The following is a 12,919-nucleotide window of genomic DNA, read 5'->3' on the forward strand; positions in this document are numbered from 1 at the left end:
TTGGTTTTTAAACCCAAAAAAAACACCCCCCCGCCCCGGCTCCCCCCCCCCCCCCCAAATTTTGGGGTGTACCCGGTGGCGGCGGGGGCCCGCGCCGCGAGGCCGCGATCTTTTTTCAGCGAATCAATCGTCGCTGATGGTGATGTTCGGCATCGCTGGCGATACCGCTTCCTGCAACACGATCCGCGCGCCGACATGGCGGGCCAGTTCCTGATAAACCATCGCAATCGGGCTGTCAGGCTCGGCGATCACCGTTGGCTTGCCGCCATCGGCCTGTTCGCGGATGGCCATCGCCAGCGGCAACGAAGCCAGCAACTCGACGCCGTACTGGCTGGCCAGCTTCACACCACCGCCCTCACCGAACAGATGCTCGGCATGTCCGCAGTTGGAGCAGATGTGCACGGCCATGTTTTCCACCACGCCCAGCACCGGGATGTTGACCTTGCGGAACATTTCCACGCCCTTGCGTGCGTCCAGCAATGCCAGATCTTGCGGCGTGGTAACGATCACCGCGCCGGCCACCGGGACTTTCTGCGCCAGGGTCAGCTGGATGTCACCGGTGCCTGGCGGCATGTCGATAACCAGGTAATCCAGGTCGCCCCAGGCGGTCTGAGTGACGAGTTGCAACAAGGCACCGGACACCATCGGCCCGCGCCAGACCATCGGCGTGTTGTCATCGGTCAGGAACGCCATGGACATGACTTCGACACCATGGGACTCGATCGGAATAAACCACTTCTGATCCTTGATCTTGGGTCGGGTGCCTTCGGGGATGCCAAACATGATGCCCTGGCTCGGACCGTAAATGTCCGCGTCGAGGATCCCGACCTTGGCGCCTTCGCGGGCCAGGGCCAGGGCCAGGTTGGCGGCGGTGGTTGATTTGCCCACACCGCCCTTGCCGGACGCCACGGCCACCACGTTCTTGACATTGGCCAGCCCCGGGATCTGCGCTTGAGCCTTGTGCGCGGCGATCACGCTGGTGATGTCAACGCGAGCGCTCGTCACGCCGTCCAGGCCTTCGATGGCCATTTGCAGCATCTGCGCCCATCCACTTTTGAACAGACCGGCAGCGTAACCCAGCTCCAGCTGGACGCTGACGCGATCACCCTGAATGTCGATGCCGCGTACGCACCCGGCGCTGACCGGGTCCTGGTTCAGATAAGGGTCGGTGTATTGGCGAAGGACGGCTTCCACCGCTTCGCGATTGACGGCGCTCATGGGCAACTCCGATAGCAAGACTGGAAAATCAGGCGGGTATCCTACGCCGGACACACATTTGTGGCGAGGGAGCTTGCTCCCGCTCGACTGCGCAGCAGTCGCAATAGGGCTGATCCGGTTTGTCTGACAGATCGGCATCGCCGGGTTTGGGGCGGCTTCGCCACCCAGCGGGAGCAAGCTCCCTCGCCACAGTTTTTTGCGATCGCCGCATTTGGATACAGGCACACGGGGTGAAAAATATGCGCCGGCGCTTTATAGTGGCCGACCTCCGTTTCATCAAGTAGCCGAGCCCCATGTCCGAGCCACGCAAGATCCTCGTCACCAGCGCCCTGCCCTATGCCAATGGTTCGATCCATCTTGGCCACATGCTGGAATATATCCAGACCGATATGTGGGTGCGCTTCCAGAAGCACCGCGGCAATCAATGCATTTATGTCTGCGCCGACGACGCCCACGGTTCGGCCATCATGCTGCGCGCGGAAAAGGAAGGCATCACCCCGGAACAACTGATCGCCAACGTCCAGGCTGAACACAGCGCCGACTTTGCCGAGTTCCTGGTGGACTTCGACAACTTCCACTCCACTCATGCCGAAGAAAACCGTGAGCTGTCGAGCCAGATCTACCTGAAGCTGCGCGACGCCGGGCACATTGCCCAGCGTTCGATCACTCAGTACTTCGACCCGGAAAAGAAAATGTTCCTGGCCGACCGCTTCATCAAGGGCACCTGCCCGAAATGCGGCACCGAAGACCAGTACGGCGACAACTGCGAAAAATGCGGTGCGACCTACGCGCCGACCGACCTGAAGGATCCGAAGTCGGCGATCTCTGGCGCCACCCCGGTGCTCAAGGATTCCCAGCACTTCTTCTTCAAACTGCCGGACTTCCAGGAAATGCTGCAAGCCTGGACCCGCAGCGGCACCCTGCAAGAAGCCGTGGCGAACAAAATCGCCGAATGGCTGGACGCCGGCCTGCAACAGTGGGACATCTCCCGCGATGCGCCGTACTTCGGTTTCGAAATCCCTGACGAGCCAGGCAAATACTTCTACGTCTGGCTGGACGCGCCGATCGGCTACATGGCCAGCTTCAAGAACCTCTGCGACCGCACGCCGGAATTGGATTTCGACGCGTTCTGGGGCAAGGATTCCACCGCCGAGCTGTACCATTTCATCGGCAAGGACATCGTCAACTTCCACGCCCTGTTCTGGCCAGCCATGCTCGAAGGCGCCGGTTTCCGTAAACCGACCGGCATCAACGTACACGGCTACCTGACCGTCAACGGTCAGAAAATGTCCAAATCCCGCGGTACCTTCATCAAGGCCCGGACCTATCTCGACCACCTGTCGCCGGAATACCTGCGCTACTACTACGCGGCGAAGCTGAGCCGTGGAGTCGATGACCTCGACCTGAACCTCGAAGACTTCGTGCAGAAGGTCAACTCCGACCTTGTCGGCAAAGTCGTCAACATCGCCAGCCGTTGCGCCGGTTTCATCCATAAAGGCAACGCCGGTGTACTGGTGGCGGGCAATGCCGCGCCGGAACTGACCGAAGCGTTCCTCGCCGCAGCGCCGAGCATCGCCGAGGCCTACGAGGCTCGCGACTTCGCCCGTGCCATGCGCGAGATCATGGGCCTGGCCGACCGAGCCAACGCCTGGATCGCCGACAAGGCACCGTGGTCGTTGAACAAACAGGAAGGCAAGCAGGACGAAGTCCAGGCCATCTGCGCCCTGGGCGTCAACCTGTTCCGCCAGCTGGTGATCTTCCTCAAACCGGTGCTGCCGCTGCTGGCCGCCGATGCCGAGGCGTTCCTCAACGTCGCGCCGCTGACCTGGAATGACCACGCCACCTTGCTCAGCAACCATCAGCTGAACGAGTTCAAACCGTTGATGACCCGCATCGACCCGGTAAAAGTGCAAGCCATGAGCGACGCCTCGAAAGAAGACCTGACCGCCAGCGCTACCGACACCGGCGACGCAGCACCTGCCGGCAACGGCGAACTGGCCAAGGATCCACTGTCGCCGGAAATCGAGTTCGATGCCTTTGCCGCAGTCGACCTGCGCGTCGCCCTGATCCTCAAGGCCGAACACGTGGAAGGTGCCGACAAACTGCTGCGCCTGACCCTGGACATCGGTGACGAGCAACGCAACGTGTTCTCCGGGATCAAGAGCGCTTATCCGGATCCGTCCAAGCTCAATGGTCGTCTGACCATGATGATCGCCAACCTCAAGCCACGGAAAATGAAGTTCGGTATCTCCGAAGGCATGGTGATGGCGGCCGGTCCTGGCGGTGAAGAAATCTACCTGCTCAGCCCTGACAGCGGCGCCAAGCCAGGTCAGCGCATCAAGTAAGGCTCTGCGGTAAACCGATCCCACAGTCGTGCCTGGCGCGACTGTGGGATTTTCATGTCTGGCCCACCCTCCGTCCTTGCCGGATAATGCCTAAGCTTTTTAGACCGCTCCGTTAAAAAGCCCCGTTCTTGCCGGCACGATCATGACCGAAATTGTTCTTACGCTTATCAGCACCGCCCTGATCAACAACCTCGTGTTGCACTGGCCGCTGGGCGTCGATCCGCTGCTGGGCAACGAACACAGTCAGGTCCACGCGCTGGGCCTTGCGACGGCTTGCTTGATGTTGATCGTCGGCATAACGGGCTACTCGGCCTACCGTTGGATGCTGGTTCCGCTGGAGCTGACGTCGCTGCGCCTTTTCGTCTTCCTGCCATTAAGCGTTCTGCTGATTGGCCCGCTGCTGAAAATGCTTTCCCGGACACTTCCAAAGCTTGCGTTCGATGGCCTCTGGCCCCTCCTGCTGGGCAATGCTGGCGTACTCGGGCTGACGCTGTTCAACGCTCAGGACGACAAAGGCTTCTTCCACGCCATGGCCCTGAGTCTGGGTGCCGGTCTGGGTTTCTGGCTGGTACTGAGCCTGTTCAGCGACTTGCGCCAACGCACCATCGAAAATGATATCCCCCTGCCCTTTCGCGGCCTGCCCATCGACCTGATTGGCGCTGGATTGATTGCAGTGGCCTTTCTCGGATTCAGCGGGCTGATCAAAACATGAGTCTGATTCAACGCATCGACGCCCTCTTGCCGCAGACCCAATGCGGCAAGTGCGGCCACCCCGGATGCAAACCGTACGCCGAGGGCATTGCCAGCGGCGAGCCGATCAACAAATGCCCACCGGGCGGCAGCGAAACCATCGCCGCCCTGGCCGAGCTGTTGAAAGTCCCGGTGCTGGAACTGGACGTCAGTCGCGGTTCGGCCCCGGCGCAAATCGCCTACATCCGTGAGGCCGAGTGCATTGGTTGCACCAAGTGCATCCAGGCCTGTCCGGTGGATGCCATCGTCGGCGCGGCGAAATTGATGCACACGGTGATCGTCGATGAATGCACCGGTTGCGACCTGTGCGTAGCGCCCTGCCCAGTGGATTGCATCGAGATGCGGCCGTTGCCGCTGGACACGGTGCTGCCGATTGTTGGCGGCCTGGCGTTCAGCCTTGAGGAACAACGCGCCCGAGCGGCCAAGCGCAATCACGCGCGACGCCGATTTGAACAGCGCAACGCTCGCTTGCATCGCGAAGAACAACAGAAAATCGCCGAACGTCAGGCCCGCGCCCAGCGCGCCGTGCAGCAAAGCGAGGTGGCGACGCTCGATCCGGTTCAGGCTGCTCTTGAGCGAGTCCGTGCACAGAAGGCCGCGAATGCGGATGCGGCGCTGAAAAAAGCCAAGATCGATCTGGCGATGAGTCGGGCGCAACTGAACAAGTCACTCAAGGCGTTCGGGCATCCGCCGACCTTCGAACAGCAGTCGCAACTGATCGTCCTGCAACAGCAGTTCGAGGCGGCCGAACAGGCGTTGGCAAAACTGGAAAGTACTGCACCGCCAGCCGCGGCCCCCGTCGTTCCGGCGAAAAATGCGCAGCTGAATCGGGCCAAGATCCAGTTGGCCATGCGTCGCGCCGAACTCAAGAAAGCTCAAGCCAACGAAGCGCCGACTGAGCAGATCGAAGCCCTGGAACTCGCGGTGAATGAAGCCGAGCGTCAGGTGGATGCCTATGCCGCCCCTTGAGTCGGTCGACGAACGCCTCCAGCAAGCCATGAAGCTGGTATTGCTGGCCACCGTGCCGGGGATGCTGGTGTTTTTCTGGCTGTATGGCTGGGGCGTGTTGATCAACCTGATGCTGACGGGTGTTACCGCACTGGCCGTTGAAGCGACCGTGCTGCGCTTGCGCAAGCTTGCGCTCAAGCCGAGCTTGAGCGACGGCAGTGCGCTGGTCAGCGCGACGCTGTTGGCGCTGGCCTTGCCGCCTTATTGCCCGTGGTGGCTGACAGTCTGTGCCGCGGCGTTCGCGATGGTGTTCGGCAAACACCTGTATGGCGGCGTTGGCAAGAACCCGTTCAACCCGGCAATGCTGGGCTTCGCCCTGGTGCTGGTGACCTTCCCCCAACAGATGACCCACTGGCCGTCCTCCCATGGGCTGGACCTGATCGGCGGCTTGCAGCAGGTGTTCGGGTTCAGCCTCGGGCAGACGCCAGACGCCTGGGTCCAGGCCACGGCGCTGGACAGCCTGCGGATCAACAAAAGCCTGACCATGGACGAACTGTTTGCAGCCAACCCGGCGTTCGGCCACTTCGGCGGCCGAGGCATGGAGTGGGTCAACCTGGCCTTTCTGGCGGGCGGCGCGTTTCTGCTGCAACGACGGGTGTTCAGCTGGCATGCGCCAGTCGGCATGCTCGCCAGCCTATTCATCATCAGCCTGCTGTGCTGGAACGGCTCGGGCTCCGACTCCCATGGTTCGCCGCTGTTTCATCTGCTCACTGGCGCGAGCATGCTGGGGGCATTCTTCATCGTCACGGAACCGGTGTCCGGCGCAAAAAGCCCCAGCGCGCGATTGTTGTTCGGCGCGGGCGTCGGGTTGCTGACGTACCTGATTCGTACCTGGGGTGGTTATCCGGACGGCGTCGCCTTCGCCGTACTGTTAATGAACCTCTGTGTGCCCGCGCTGGAGCGGTTTGCCGCCTCCAGACTGGAACGGGGTACGCCATGAGCCGAGCGTCGAGCGTTGCGATCCTGGTGGTGCTGGCAGGCCTCGGGATTGGCGCGACTTACCTCGTGCAGCACACCAGCGCGCCGCGCATTGCGGCCGAACAGCGCCTGATCGACAGTCGTAACCTACTGGACCTGCTCCCGGCTGAAAGCTACGACAATCAGCCGCTGGAACAGCCACTCGCGCTCGAAAATACTGGGCTGGCCAGCAGCACGTTGCTAGGTGGCTACCAGGCGACCAAGACTGGCCAACCCAGTGCCGTGTTACTGCGCAGCCAAACCCTGGGTTACGAGGGTTCCATCGAATTGCTGATCGCCATCGGCGCCAACGGCAAGGTGCTGGGCGTCAAAACGCTCAAGCAATCAGAGACGCCGGGGCTGGGCGGTCGACTCGCTGACTGGCCCAATGCCTGGCTTCAGGCTTTTTCCGGAAAGTCCCGGACCGAACCTGCCGACAATGGCTGGGCCTTGAAAAAGGACCAGGGGCAATTCGATCAAATGGCGGGCGCGACCATTACTTCGAGAGCGGTCATCAACGCCATCCATGACGCGTTGCGCTACTTCGACGAACACCAGCAACAGTTGATCGGGAGCAGCGCTCATGAATAAGTCATCGACGCTGCAGAACTCACTGATGCTTGCGCCGCTGATCGGCGCCACGGATTCATTGGTGTCCGCTCTGGGCTTGTGGCTGATGTTCATCGTGGTGATCAGTGCCTTTGGCGTGAGCATGGGCGCGTTGCGATCCCGACTTGTCCCGACGACACATCTGCTTGCCAGCGTCCTGCTGGCGGCCACGCTGACCAGCTGCGCGGAGCTCGCCGCAAAAGTCTGGTCGCTGCAATGGCACCAGCATGTGGGGTTCTATGCAGGATTGATCGCCTTGCAATGCGTTGTGCTGGAACACACCGATTTTTTCCAGAGCCCCGGTCGTGATCGCCTGCGCCTGTGCGGCCTGTTCGGCGCGTTGATGGCGGGCCTTGGCGTGTTGCGCGAATTCATCGGCAACGGAACATTCGGCAGCCATCTGCCATGGCTGGCTGGCACTGCGCAAGCGGACTGGCAAGGCTGGGTACTGACCGCCGACGGTGGCTTGCGCCTGGCCACCCTGGCCCCTGGTGGATTCATTCTGCTGGGATTGCTGATCGCCGCACGTCAGGCCTGGACCCGCTCGACGCACTCTCACTGACCGCCTTCGAGGAAACGCACTGCCCATGAATGCCGCAAAACGTCTGGAAATTTTTCGCCGGTTTCACGAAGACAACCCGGAACCGAAGACCGAGCTGGCCTACTCCTCGCCGTTCGAATTACTGATCTCCGTGATTCTCTCGGCGCAGTCGACCGATGTCGGTGTCAACAAGGCCACCGCCAAGCTCTACCCGGTGGCCAATACACCGGCGGCCATTTATGCCTTGGGTGTCGAAGGACTGTCGGAATACATCAAGACCATCGGCCTGTTTAACAGCAAAGCGAAAAACGTGATCGAGACCTGTCGCTTGCTGATGGAACGTCATGGAGGCGAAGTGCCGCAAACCCGTGAAGAACTGGAAGCGTTACCCGGCGTCGGCCGCAAGACAGCCAACGTGGTGCTCAACACCGCATTCCGCCAGCTGACCATGGCCGTGGACACGCATATTTTCCGGGTCAGCAATCGTACCGGCATAGCGCCAGGCAAAAATGTGGTCGAGGTTGAGCAAAAACTCATGAAGTTCGTGCCGAAGGAATATCTGCTCGACTCCCATCACTGGCTGATCCTTCACGGACGCTACGTTTGCCTTGCCCGCAAGCCTCGCTGCGGCAGTTGCCGGATCGAAGACTTGTGCGAATACAAGCACAAGACATCGGACGATTGAGGCGCTATTAAGATTTTCGATTTACCGATTGAAAAAATCTTTTTTACCCGCCGGGAGATTATCGATATAAGGAGCGCCAAAGGCAGTCTTAGCCTGGAGTAACGCTATGAGCACTGGCAAAGAGCAATTGGACGTAGAAGACGACTTCACCCCTGTTGAGACAGATGATGCTGAACCGGTGGTTGAAGTGGCGAAGACCAACCTGAGCAAGCGTCGTACCATCGATAATCTGCTGGAGGAGCGCCGACTGCAAAAGCAATTGGCCGATTACGACTTTGATCTATGACACCTAAAAGCCTCCCGAAACGGAGGCTTTTTACTAAGTGCCGACCCCTGACCCCCCCCGCTCATCGCGCCTTGTCAAACGCTGAGACAGTCACACCAGACCATTGCGTTGAGCCAATTCGATCAGGTCGACCAAGGAGCGAGCATTGAGCTTCAACAACAGACGAGTCTTGTAAGTACTAACGGTCTTGTTGCTGAGAAACATTCCATCCGCGATCTCCTTGTTGGTCTTGCCTCGGGCCAATTGTTGCAAGACCATCATCTCCCGCCCCGACAGTCGATCCACCATATCGGCTTCACTGGCGTTTCCCAAACTGGAACGTACGGTATGCAAGGCTTGATTCGGGAAGTAACTGTAGCCTGACAATACTGCCTTTATTGCACTGAGCAACTCAGTGAGATCCTGTTGTTTGCAGACATACCCTGCGGCACCGGATTGCATGCAACGCATGGAAAAATGCCCAGGCGCCTGGGAAGTTAATATCAGTACTTTCATGGGCATTGCTGTCGATGTCAGACGCGCAATGACTTCCAGGCCATCAAGTTTCGGTATTCCAATATCCAGGATGACAATATCCGGCATATGCTCACGGGCAAGTTGCAACGCATCCACGCCATTATCTGTCTCTGCAATAACTTCATAGCCGTGACGCTCCATTAGCATACGTACCGCAAGACGAATGACGGGGTGATCATCCACGATCAGCACTTTATTCATGGGCAAGTCCAATTTTCGCTGTTCGAATTTTTAGAGCCCGCACGATAGCCTAGTCGTTTCACCCATGGCATGCCGCCCCCCTCGGCCACCCACACCGAGAGACATTCCCTACAGACATTAAAGAATAATCTTACAAAATCCCCAAAAACACCGTGAGGGTAAAAATGTTATCAACCTGAAAACATTTCGATTATCCGCAATTTTTTTGTTTCCATTTACAACCAGAAAACCAAATAACAGGGTTCGTCGCAAGACGTTCCAACGAATACCGACTATTGAGCTACCCTTATAAGTAACCGATATTTACCACTTAAAACTCCACGCAACAAACACCATGCATCAAGAATGTAATAAAAAATCACACCAGGCAACACTTCAATAAAAAACTCAACCCAACACCCCCTAAAACCCAACAACAGAGGTACCCGCCGCACGCTCAATACCGTTACTATCAAACTTTCTTATTCAACAACTTAAAAGGAAAACTACAGCAACATAAACACCGACCACTTAGTTATTAAAATGAAAACCAAAAACATCAACCACCGAGATAAGACAATATTCCAATGAGCAAAAAACATGATCAAACTAAAGAAAAAAATCTTCAACCCCATGACCGTTATTGCAATATTTGCTGCTATTTCTGAAACATCAGCCGCCGTCTCACTGCCCTTTCTCGACAATAAGGAGCGGGAGCTTTATGTCTGGTTCCTGATCAGTTTCCCTTTTTATTTGCTTTTTCTTTTCTTCGCCACACTCAACTTCAACTACCGGTCGCTGTACGCGCCATCCGATTTCGGCAAGGGAAAGCATTTTATAAAAGTGATGGAAAACGCTGAACGCGGTCAGCGGCCCGATAACCTGAAGGCCCCTCCCCTCCGGATCGGTATTCAGACGGGCCTCTCGGCTCTACAGCACGTTTGCCTGACCGAGCCGCTAAAAAACCTGCACATCGTCGATGCGCGGTGGCTAAACAAGAAAATGGAATTCGGTGCCTGGATTGAAAAAAACCGACACCCGCAGGGAAGCCCGGCAAAAGTGATCGTATTTCTCACCTGTACCGATTCGGAGGCATTACTGAAGGAGAGCGCGAGCAAGCAACCAAAACAGGCAAAGAATCGCAGCGGACCAACGCTTTGCATTGCTTACAATTTGAATTCACAAGGTCTGACGATTCTTGATCACTCTTTTTACCTGACACGCAGCAGGTAACGCTTGAAGAGCATTCAGAGAGAGGAAACAGAAGGAAGGTATTGCAGATACAAAAAGAGCGCTGACAAAACGATGTCCGGCAGGAAAACTCCCCCCTATTCAAAATTGTGGCCTTGTCACCGACAAGGCCACAACTCTACTAACGTCGTTCTACTACGGTCGTTCCACTACGGCGTCAAAGATCTCAGAAAAGCTTCCGGCCTTTGTTCGCCGCAATACGCATGCGCAAGGCGTTGAGCTTGATGAAGCCCGCCGCGTCGGCCTGGTTGTAGGCGCCGCCATCTTCTTCGAAGGTCGCGATGTTGGCATCGAACAACGATTCGTCGGACTTGCGACCGGTGACGATCACGTTGCCCTTGTACAGCTTCAGGCGCACAACGCCGTTCACGTGGGCCTGGGATGCATCGATCATCTGTTGCAGCATCAGACGCTCAGGGCTCCACCAGTAACCGGTATAGATCAGGCTGGCGTATTTAGGCATCAGCTCGTCTTTGAGGTGAGCCACTTCGCGGTCCAGGGTGATCGATTCGATCGCACGGTGAGCGCGCAGCATGATGGTGCCGCCTGGGGTTTCGTAGCAGCCACGGGACTTCATGCCCACGTAACGGTTCTCGACGATGTCGAGACGGCCGATACCGTGTTCGCCACCGATACGGTTCAGGGTCGCCAGCACGGTAGCCGGGGTCATTTCGACGCCGTCCAGTGCGACGATATCGCCGTTGCGGTAGGTCAGTTCCAGGTATTGCGCTTTATCTGGAGCCTTCTCCGGGGAGACGGTCCATTTCCACATGTCTTCTTCGTGCTCGGTCCAGGTGTCTTCCAGCACGCCGCCTTCATAGGAGATGTGCAGCAGGTTGGCATCCATCGAGTACGGGGATTTTTTCTTGCCGTGACGCTCGATCGGGATGTTGTGCTTTTCAGCATAATCCATCAGCTTTTCACGGGAGAGCAGATCCCATTCGCGCCACGGAGCGATCACTTTCACGCCTGGCTTCAAGGCGTAGGCGCCCAGCTCGAAACGAACCTGGTCGTTGCCCTTGCCGGTAGCGCCGTGGGAAATGGCGTCAGCACCGGTTTCGTTGGCGATTTCGATCAAGCGCTTGGCGATCAACGGACGAGCGATGGAAGTACCCAGCAGGTACTCGCCTTCGTAAACGGTGTTGGCGCGGAACATCGGGAAAACGAAATCGCGCACGAATTCTTCGCGCAAGTCGTCGATGTAGATCTCTTTCACGCCCATGGCCTGTGCCTTGGCGCGTGCAGGTTCGACCTCTTCGCCCTGACCCAGGTCAGCGGTGAAGGTCACGACTTCACAGTTATAAGTATCCTGCAGCCACTTGAGGATCACCGAAGTGTCCAGGCCGCCGGAATACGCCAGAACGACCTTGTTTACGTCCGCCATGCCATCACTCCACGGGGTTCTACGGAAAGCCGTCAAGTCTACCGCTCATGCAGGATAATTTACAGAGGCGCGACAGCTTATGACGACGAAGCGACAGATTATGTCGAGTGAGCGACGATAACAGCGGGTTCAGGAGGTCGACGCGGCCCTCGCCGATACAGTGGCCTGAGGGGCTGGCGTTTCGGTGGGCGCAACGCGCGCGAGGTGCACATTGACCCGACGGTTCTTCGCCCGGTTGGCGGAATTGGTATTGGGCGCCAATGGGTAACGCTCGCCGTGAAAGCGCACGGTGATCTGCGATTCCTGAATGCCGTTGGCCTTGAAGAACTCCATGACGGCCAAAGCCCGACGCCGCGACAGATCACGATTGGTCAGGCGGTTGCCGCTGTTGTCGGAGTGGCCATCGAGTTCGATGTGGTTGACCGTCGGGTCGGCCTTCATGAATTCCAGCATCACTTGCAATTGAGCCTTGGCCTGCGCGTCGAGATCGATGCCTTCGCCGGGGAAGCCGATCTGCGATTGTTTAACCTGCTCGAAATTCTTCGGCAGCAGCTTCGCCACGCAGCCCTGATAGTCGTTGAAGGCCTGGCTGAACTTGACCGGCAACAGGCGCACTTCCGACACCCGGCCATCGCCAGAGTAATGTCGAACGACCGGACTGCGGCCATCCATCAGGCCACTGATCAAGCGGCCGGCCTGAACTTGCGAACTGTTGAACAACACATTGCCGCTGCCGATCCGCACAGAACCGAGGTTGATGTCACCACGCCCCGGCTGCCACGGTGCAGCCGCCGCCAGCAAGGTGGCCGAACCGCCGCCGATCATCGCGTTGTAGGCCTTCAGACGAAACGTCGCTTGCTCACCAGCGCGGCGCACGAACTCACCCGAACCAAAATCGGTGATCGGTTGACTCAGGCGGCACTCGAACTTGTCCCCTTCGACCTTCCACTCGATGCTCTCCAGACGGGTCTGGAAAGTGAGCGCCATCGCAGGAAGGCTGGCAAACACGCTGAGCAAGGCTAAATAACGCTGGCGCACGGGAGGCTCCACTGGCTTCTACAACAAAAAGACCGACACACAGATGTTTACGGCATACCTGTTGGATATCGGAAGCTTGCTGCAAAACTTGATAGCGAGTGCCTGGAAGAGTCTTTTCCGGTAGCATTCCCCTCAGTTTGACCCGCCTGGA

Annotated in this window: 13 protein-coding genes; 9 read left to right on the forward strand and 4 right to left on the reverse strand. The window is 58.0% G+C overall.

Going from position 1 to position 12,919, the window contains the following annotated elements; translation table 11 throughout:
• Window positions 1-123: 123 nt before the first annotated feature.
• Entirely contained in the window at window positions 124-1,218 is a 1,095-nt protein-coding gene (gene apbC / locus QF010_RS33620) for an iron-sulfur cluster carrier protein ApbC (RefSeq protein WP_429534810.1), read from the reverse strand.
• Between the two features lie 293 nt (window positions 1,219-1,511).
• On the opposite strand from apbC, the gene metG reads away from it, so the two are divergent.
• The 8 genes from metG to QF010_RS33660 all read left to right on the forward strand — a co-directional run bounded on the left by metG (window position 1,512) and on the right by QF010_RS33660 (window position 8,399).
• Complete coding sequence (metG, locus tag QF010_RS33625) at window positions 1,512-3,563, forward strand: methionine--tRNA ligase (RefSeq protein ID WP_033057485.1); 2,052 nt, start codon at window positions 1,512-1,514, stop codon at window positions 3,561-3,563.
• A 142-nt stretch (window positions 3,564-3,705) separates the two neighbouring features.
• Window positions 3,706-4,275 (forward strand): electron transport complex protein RnfA, encoded by a 570-nt coding sequence (locus QF010_RS33630; protein ID WP_429534811.1) that lies wholly within the window; start codon window positions 3,706-3,708, stop codon window positions 4,273-4,275.
• Window positions 4,272-5,282: an electron transport complex subunit RsxB gene (rsxB, locus tag QF010_RS33635; protein ID WP_429534812.1), complete on the forward strand. Its 1,011-nt coding sequence runs from the start codon at window positions 4,272-4,274 to the stop codon at window positions 5,280-5,282. The genes QF010_RS33630 and rsxB overlap by 4 nt, the downstream gene beginning before the upstream one ends.
• The gene (locus QF010_RS33640; protein ID WP_429534813.1) at window positions 5,269-6,261 is read left to right on the forward strand and encodes an RnfABCDGE type electron transport complex subunit D; all 993 of its coding nucleotides are present in this window, start codon (window positions 5,269-5,271) and stop codon (window positions 6,259-6,261) included. Before rsxB ends, QF010_RS33640 begins: the two co-directional genes overlap by 14 nt.
• Window positions 6,258-6,869 (forward strand): RnfABCDGE type electron transport complex subunit G, encoded by a 612-nt coding sequence (locus QF010_RS33645; RefSeq protein ID WP_429534814.1) that lies wholly within the window; start codon window positions 6,258-6,260, stop codon window positions 6,867-6,869. The genes QF010_RS33640 and QF010_RS33645 overlap by 4 nt, the downstream gene beginning before the upstream one ends.
• The gene (locus QF010_RS33650; protein WP_429534815.1) at window positions 6,862-7,449 is read left to right on the forward strand and encodes an Rnf-Nqr domain containing protein; all 588 of its coding nucleotides are present in this window, start codon (window positions 6,862-6,864) and stop codon (window positions 7,447-7,449) included. The genes QF010_RS33645 and QF010_RS33650 overlap by 8 nt, the downstream gene beginning before the upstream one ends.
• Window positions 7,450-7,474: 25 nt before the next feature.
• A complete protein-coding gene (gene nth, locus QF010_RS33655; RefSeq protein ID WP_033057477.1) occupies window positions 7,475-8,113 on the forward strand; it encodes an endonuclease III in 639 nt (212 codons plus the stop codon).
• Between the two features lie 106 nt (window positions 8,114-8,219).
• Window positions 8,220-8,399 carry a PA3496 family putative envelope integrity protein gene (locus tag QF010_RS33660; protein WP_010457665.1) on the forward strand — a complete coding sequence of 60 codons (180 nt, stop codon included), beginning with the start codon at window positions 8,220-8,222 and terminating at the stop codon, window positions 8,397-8,399.
• Window positions 8,400-8,489: 90 nt separating this feature from the next.
• Here the strand turns inward: QF010_RS33660 and QF010_RS33665 are convergent, their stop codons facing one another.
• On the reverse strand, window positions 8,490-9,116 hold the full coding sequence (locus QF010_RS33665) for a response regulator transcription factor (RefSeq protein WP_008155570.1): 627 nt from the start codon (window positions 9,114-9,116) through the stop codon (window positions 8,490-8,492).
• A gap of 579 nt (window positions 9,117-9,695) precedes the next feature.
• On the opposite strand from QF010_RS33665, the gene QF010_RS33670 reads away from it, so the two are divergent.
• Complete coding sequence (locus QF010_RS33670) at window positions 9,696-10,328, forward strand: hypothetical protein (protein ID WP_033057476.1); 633 nt, start codon at window positions 9,696-9,698, stop codon at window positions 10,326-10,328.
• Window positions 10,329-10,512: 184 nt separating this feature from the next.
• On the opposite strand, the gene QF010_RS33675 is transcribed toward QF010_RS33670, so the two are convergent.
• Both QF010_RS33675 and QF010_RS33680 read right to left on the reverse strand, forming a co-directional pair.
• On the reverse strand, window positions 10,513-11,730 hold the full coding sequence (locus QF010_RS33675; RefSeq protein WP_007898502.1) for an argininosuccinate synthase: 1,218 nt from the start codon (window positions 11,728-11,730) through the stop codon (window positions 10,513-10,515).
• Between the two features lie 129 nt (window positions 11,731-11,859).
• The gene (locus QF010_RS33680) at window positions 11,860-12,768 is read right to left on the reverse strand and encodes a flagellar protein MotY (protein WP_429510969.1); all 909 of its coding nucleotides are present in this window, start codon (window positions 12,766-12,768) and stop codon (window positions 11,860-11,862) included.
• Between the last annotated feature and the right edge of the window lie 151 nt (window positions 12,769-12,919).

The sequence above is a fragment of the Pseudomonas silensiensis genome, from assembly GCF_050434865.1.
In the GTDB taxonomy this organism is placed as follows: Bacteria; Pseudomonadota; Gammaproteobacteria; order Pseudomonadales; family Pseudomonadaceae; genus Aquipseudomonas; species Aquipseudomonas fluorescens_W.

Bases quoted from the DNA above. Each gene is read 5' to 3' on its own strand.
- apbC (WP_429534810.1), bottom strand. From the start codon at position 1,218: ATGAGCGCCGTCAATCGCGAAGCGGTGGAAGCCGTCCTTCGCCAATAC.
- metG (WP_033057485.1), top strand. From the start codon at position 1,512: ATGTCCGAGCCACGCAAGATCCTCGTCACCAGCGCCCTGCCCTATGCC.
- QF010_RS33630 (WP_429534811.1), top strand. From the start codon at position 3,706: ATGACCGAAATTGTTCTTACGCTTATCAGCACCGCCCTGATCAACAAC.
- rsxB (WP_429534812.1), top strand. From the start codon at position 4,272: ATGAGTCTGATTCAACGCATCGACGCCCTCTTGCCGCAGACCCAATGC.
- QF010_RS33640 (WP_429534813.1), top strand. From the start codon at position 5,269: ATGCCGCCCCTTGAGTCGGTCGACGAACGCCTCCAGCAAGCCATGAAG.
- QF010_RS33645 (WP_429534814.1), top strand. From the start codon at position 6,258: ATGAGCCGAGCGTCGAGCGTTGCGATCCTGGTGGTGCTGGCAGGCCTC.
- QF010_RS33650 (WP_429534815.1), top strand. From the start codon at position 6,862: ATGAATAAGTCATCGACGCTGCAGAACTCACTGATGCTTGCGCCGCTG.
- nth (WP_033057477.1), top strand. From the start codon at position 7,475: ATGAATGCCGCAAAACGTCTGGAAATTTTTCGCCGGTTTCACGAAGAC.
- QF010_RS33660 (WP_010457665.1), top strand. From the start codon at position 8,220: ATGAGCACTGGCAAAGAGCAATTGGACGTAGAAGACGACTTCACCCCT.
- QF010_RS33665 (WP_008155570.1), bottom strand. From the start codon at position 9,116: ATGAATAAAGTGCTGATCGTGGATGATCACCCCGTCATTCGTCTTGCG.
- QF010_RS33670 (WP_033057476.1), top strand. From the start codon at position 9,696: ATGATCAAACTAAAGAAAAAAATCTTCAACCCCATGACCGTTATTGCA.
- QF010_RS33675 (WP_007898502.1), bottom strand. From the start codon at position 11,730: ATGGCGGACGTAAACAAGGTCGTTCTGGCGTATTCCGGCGGCCTGGAC.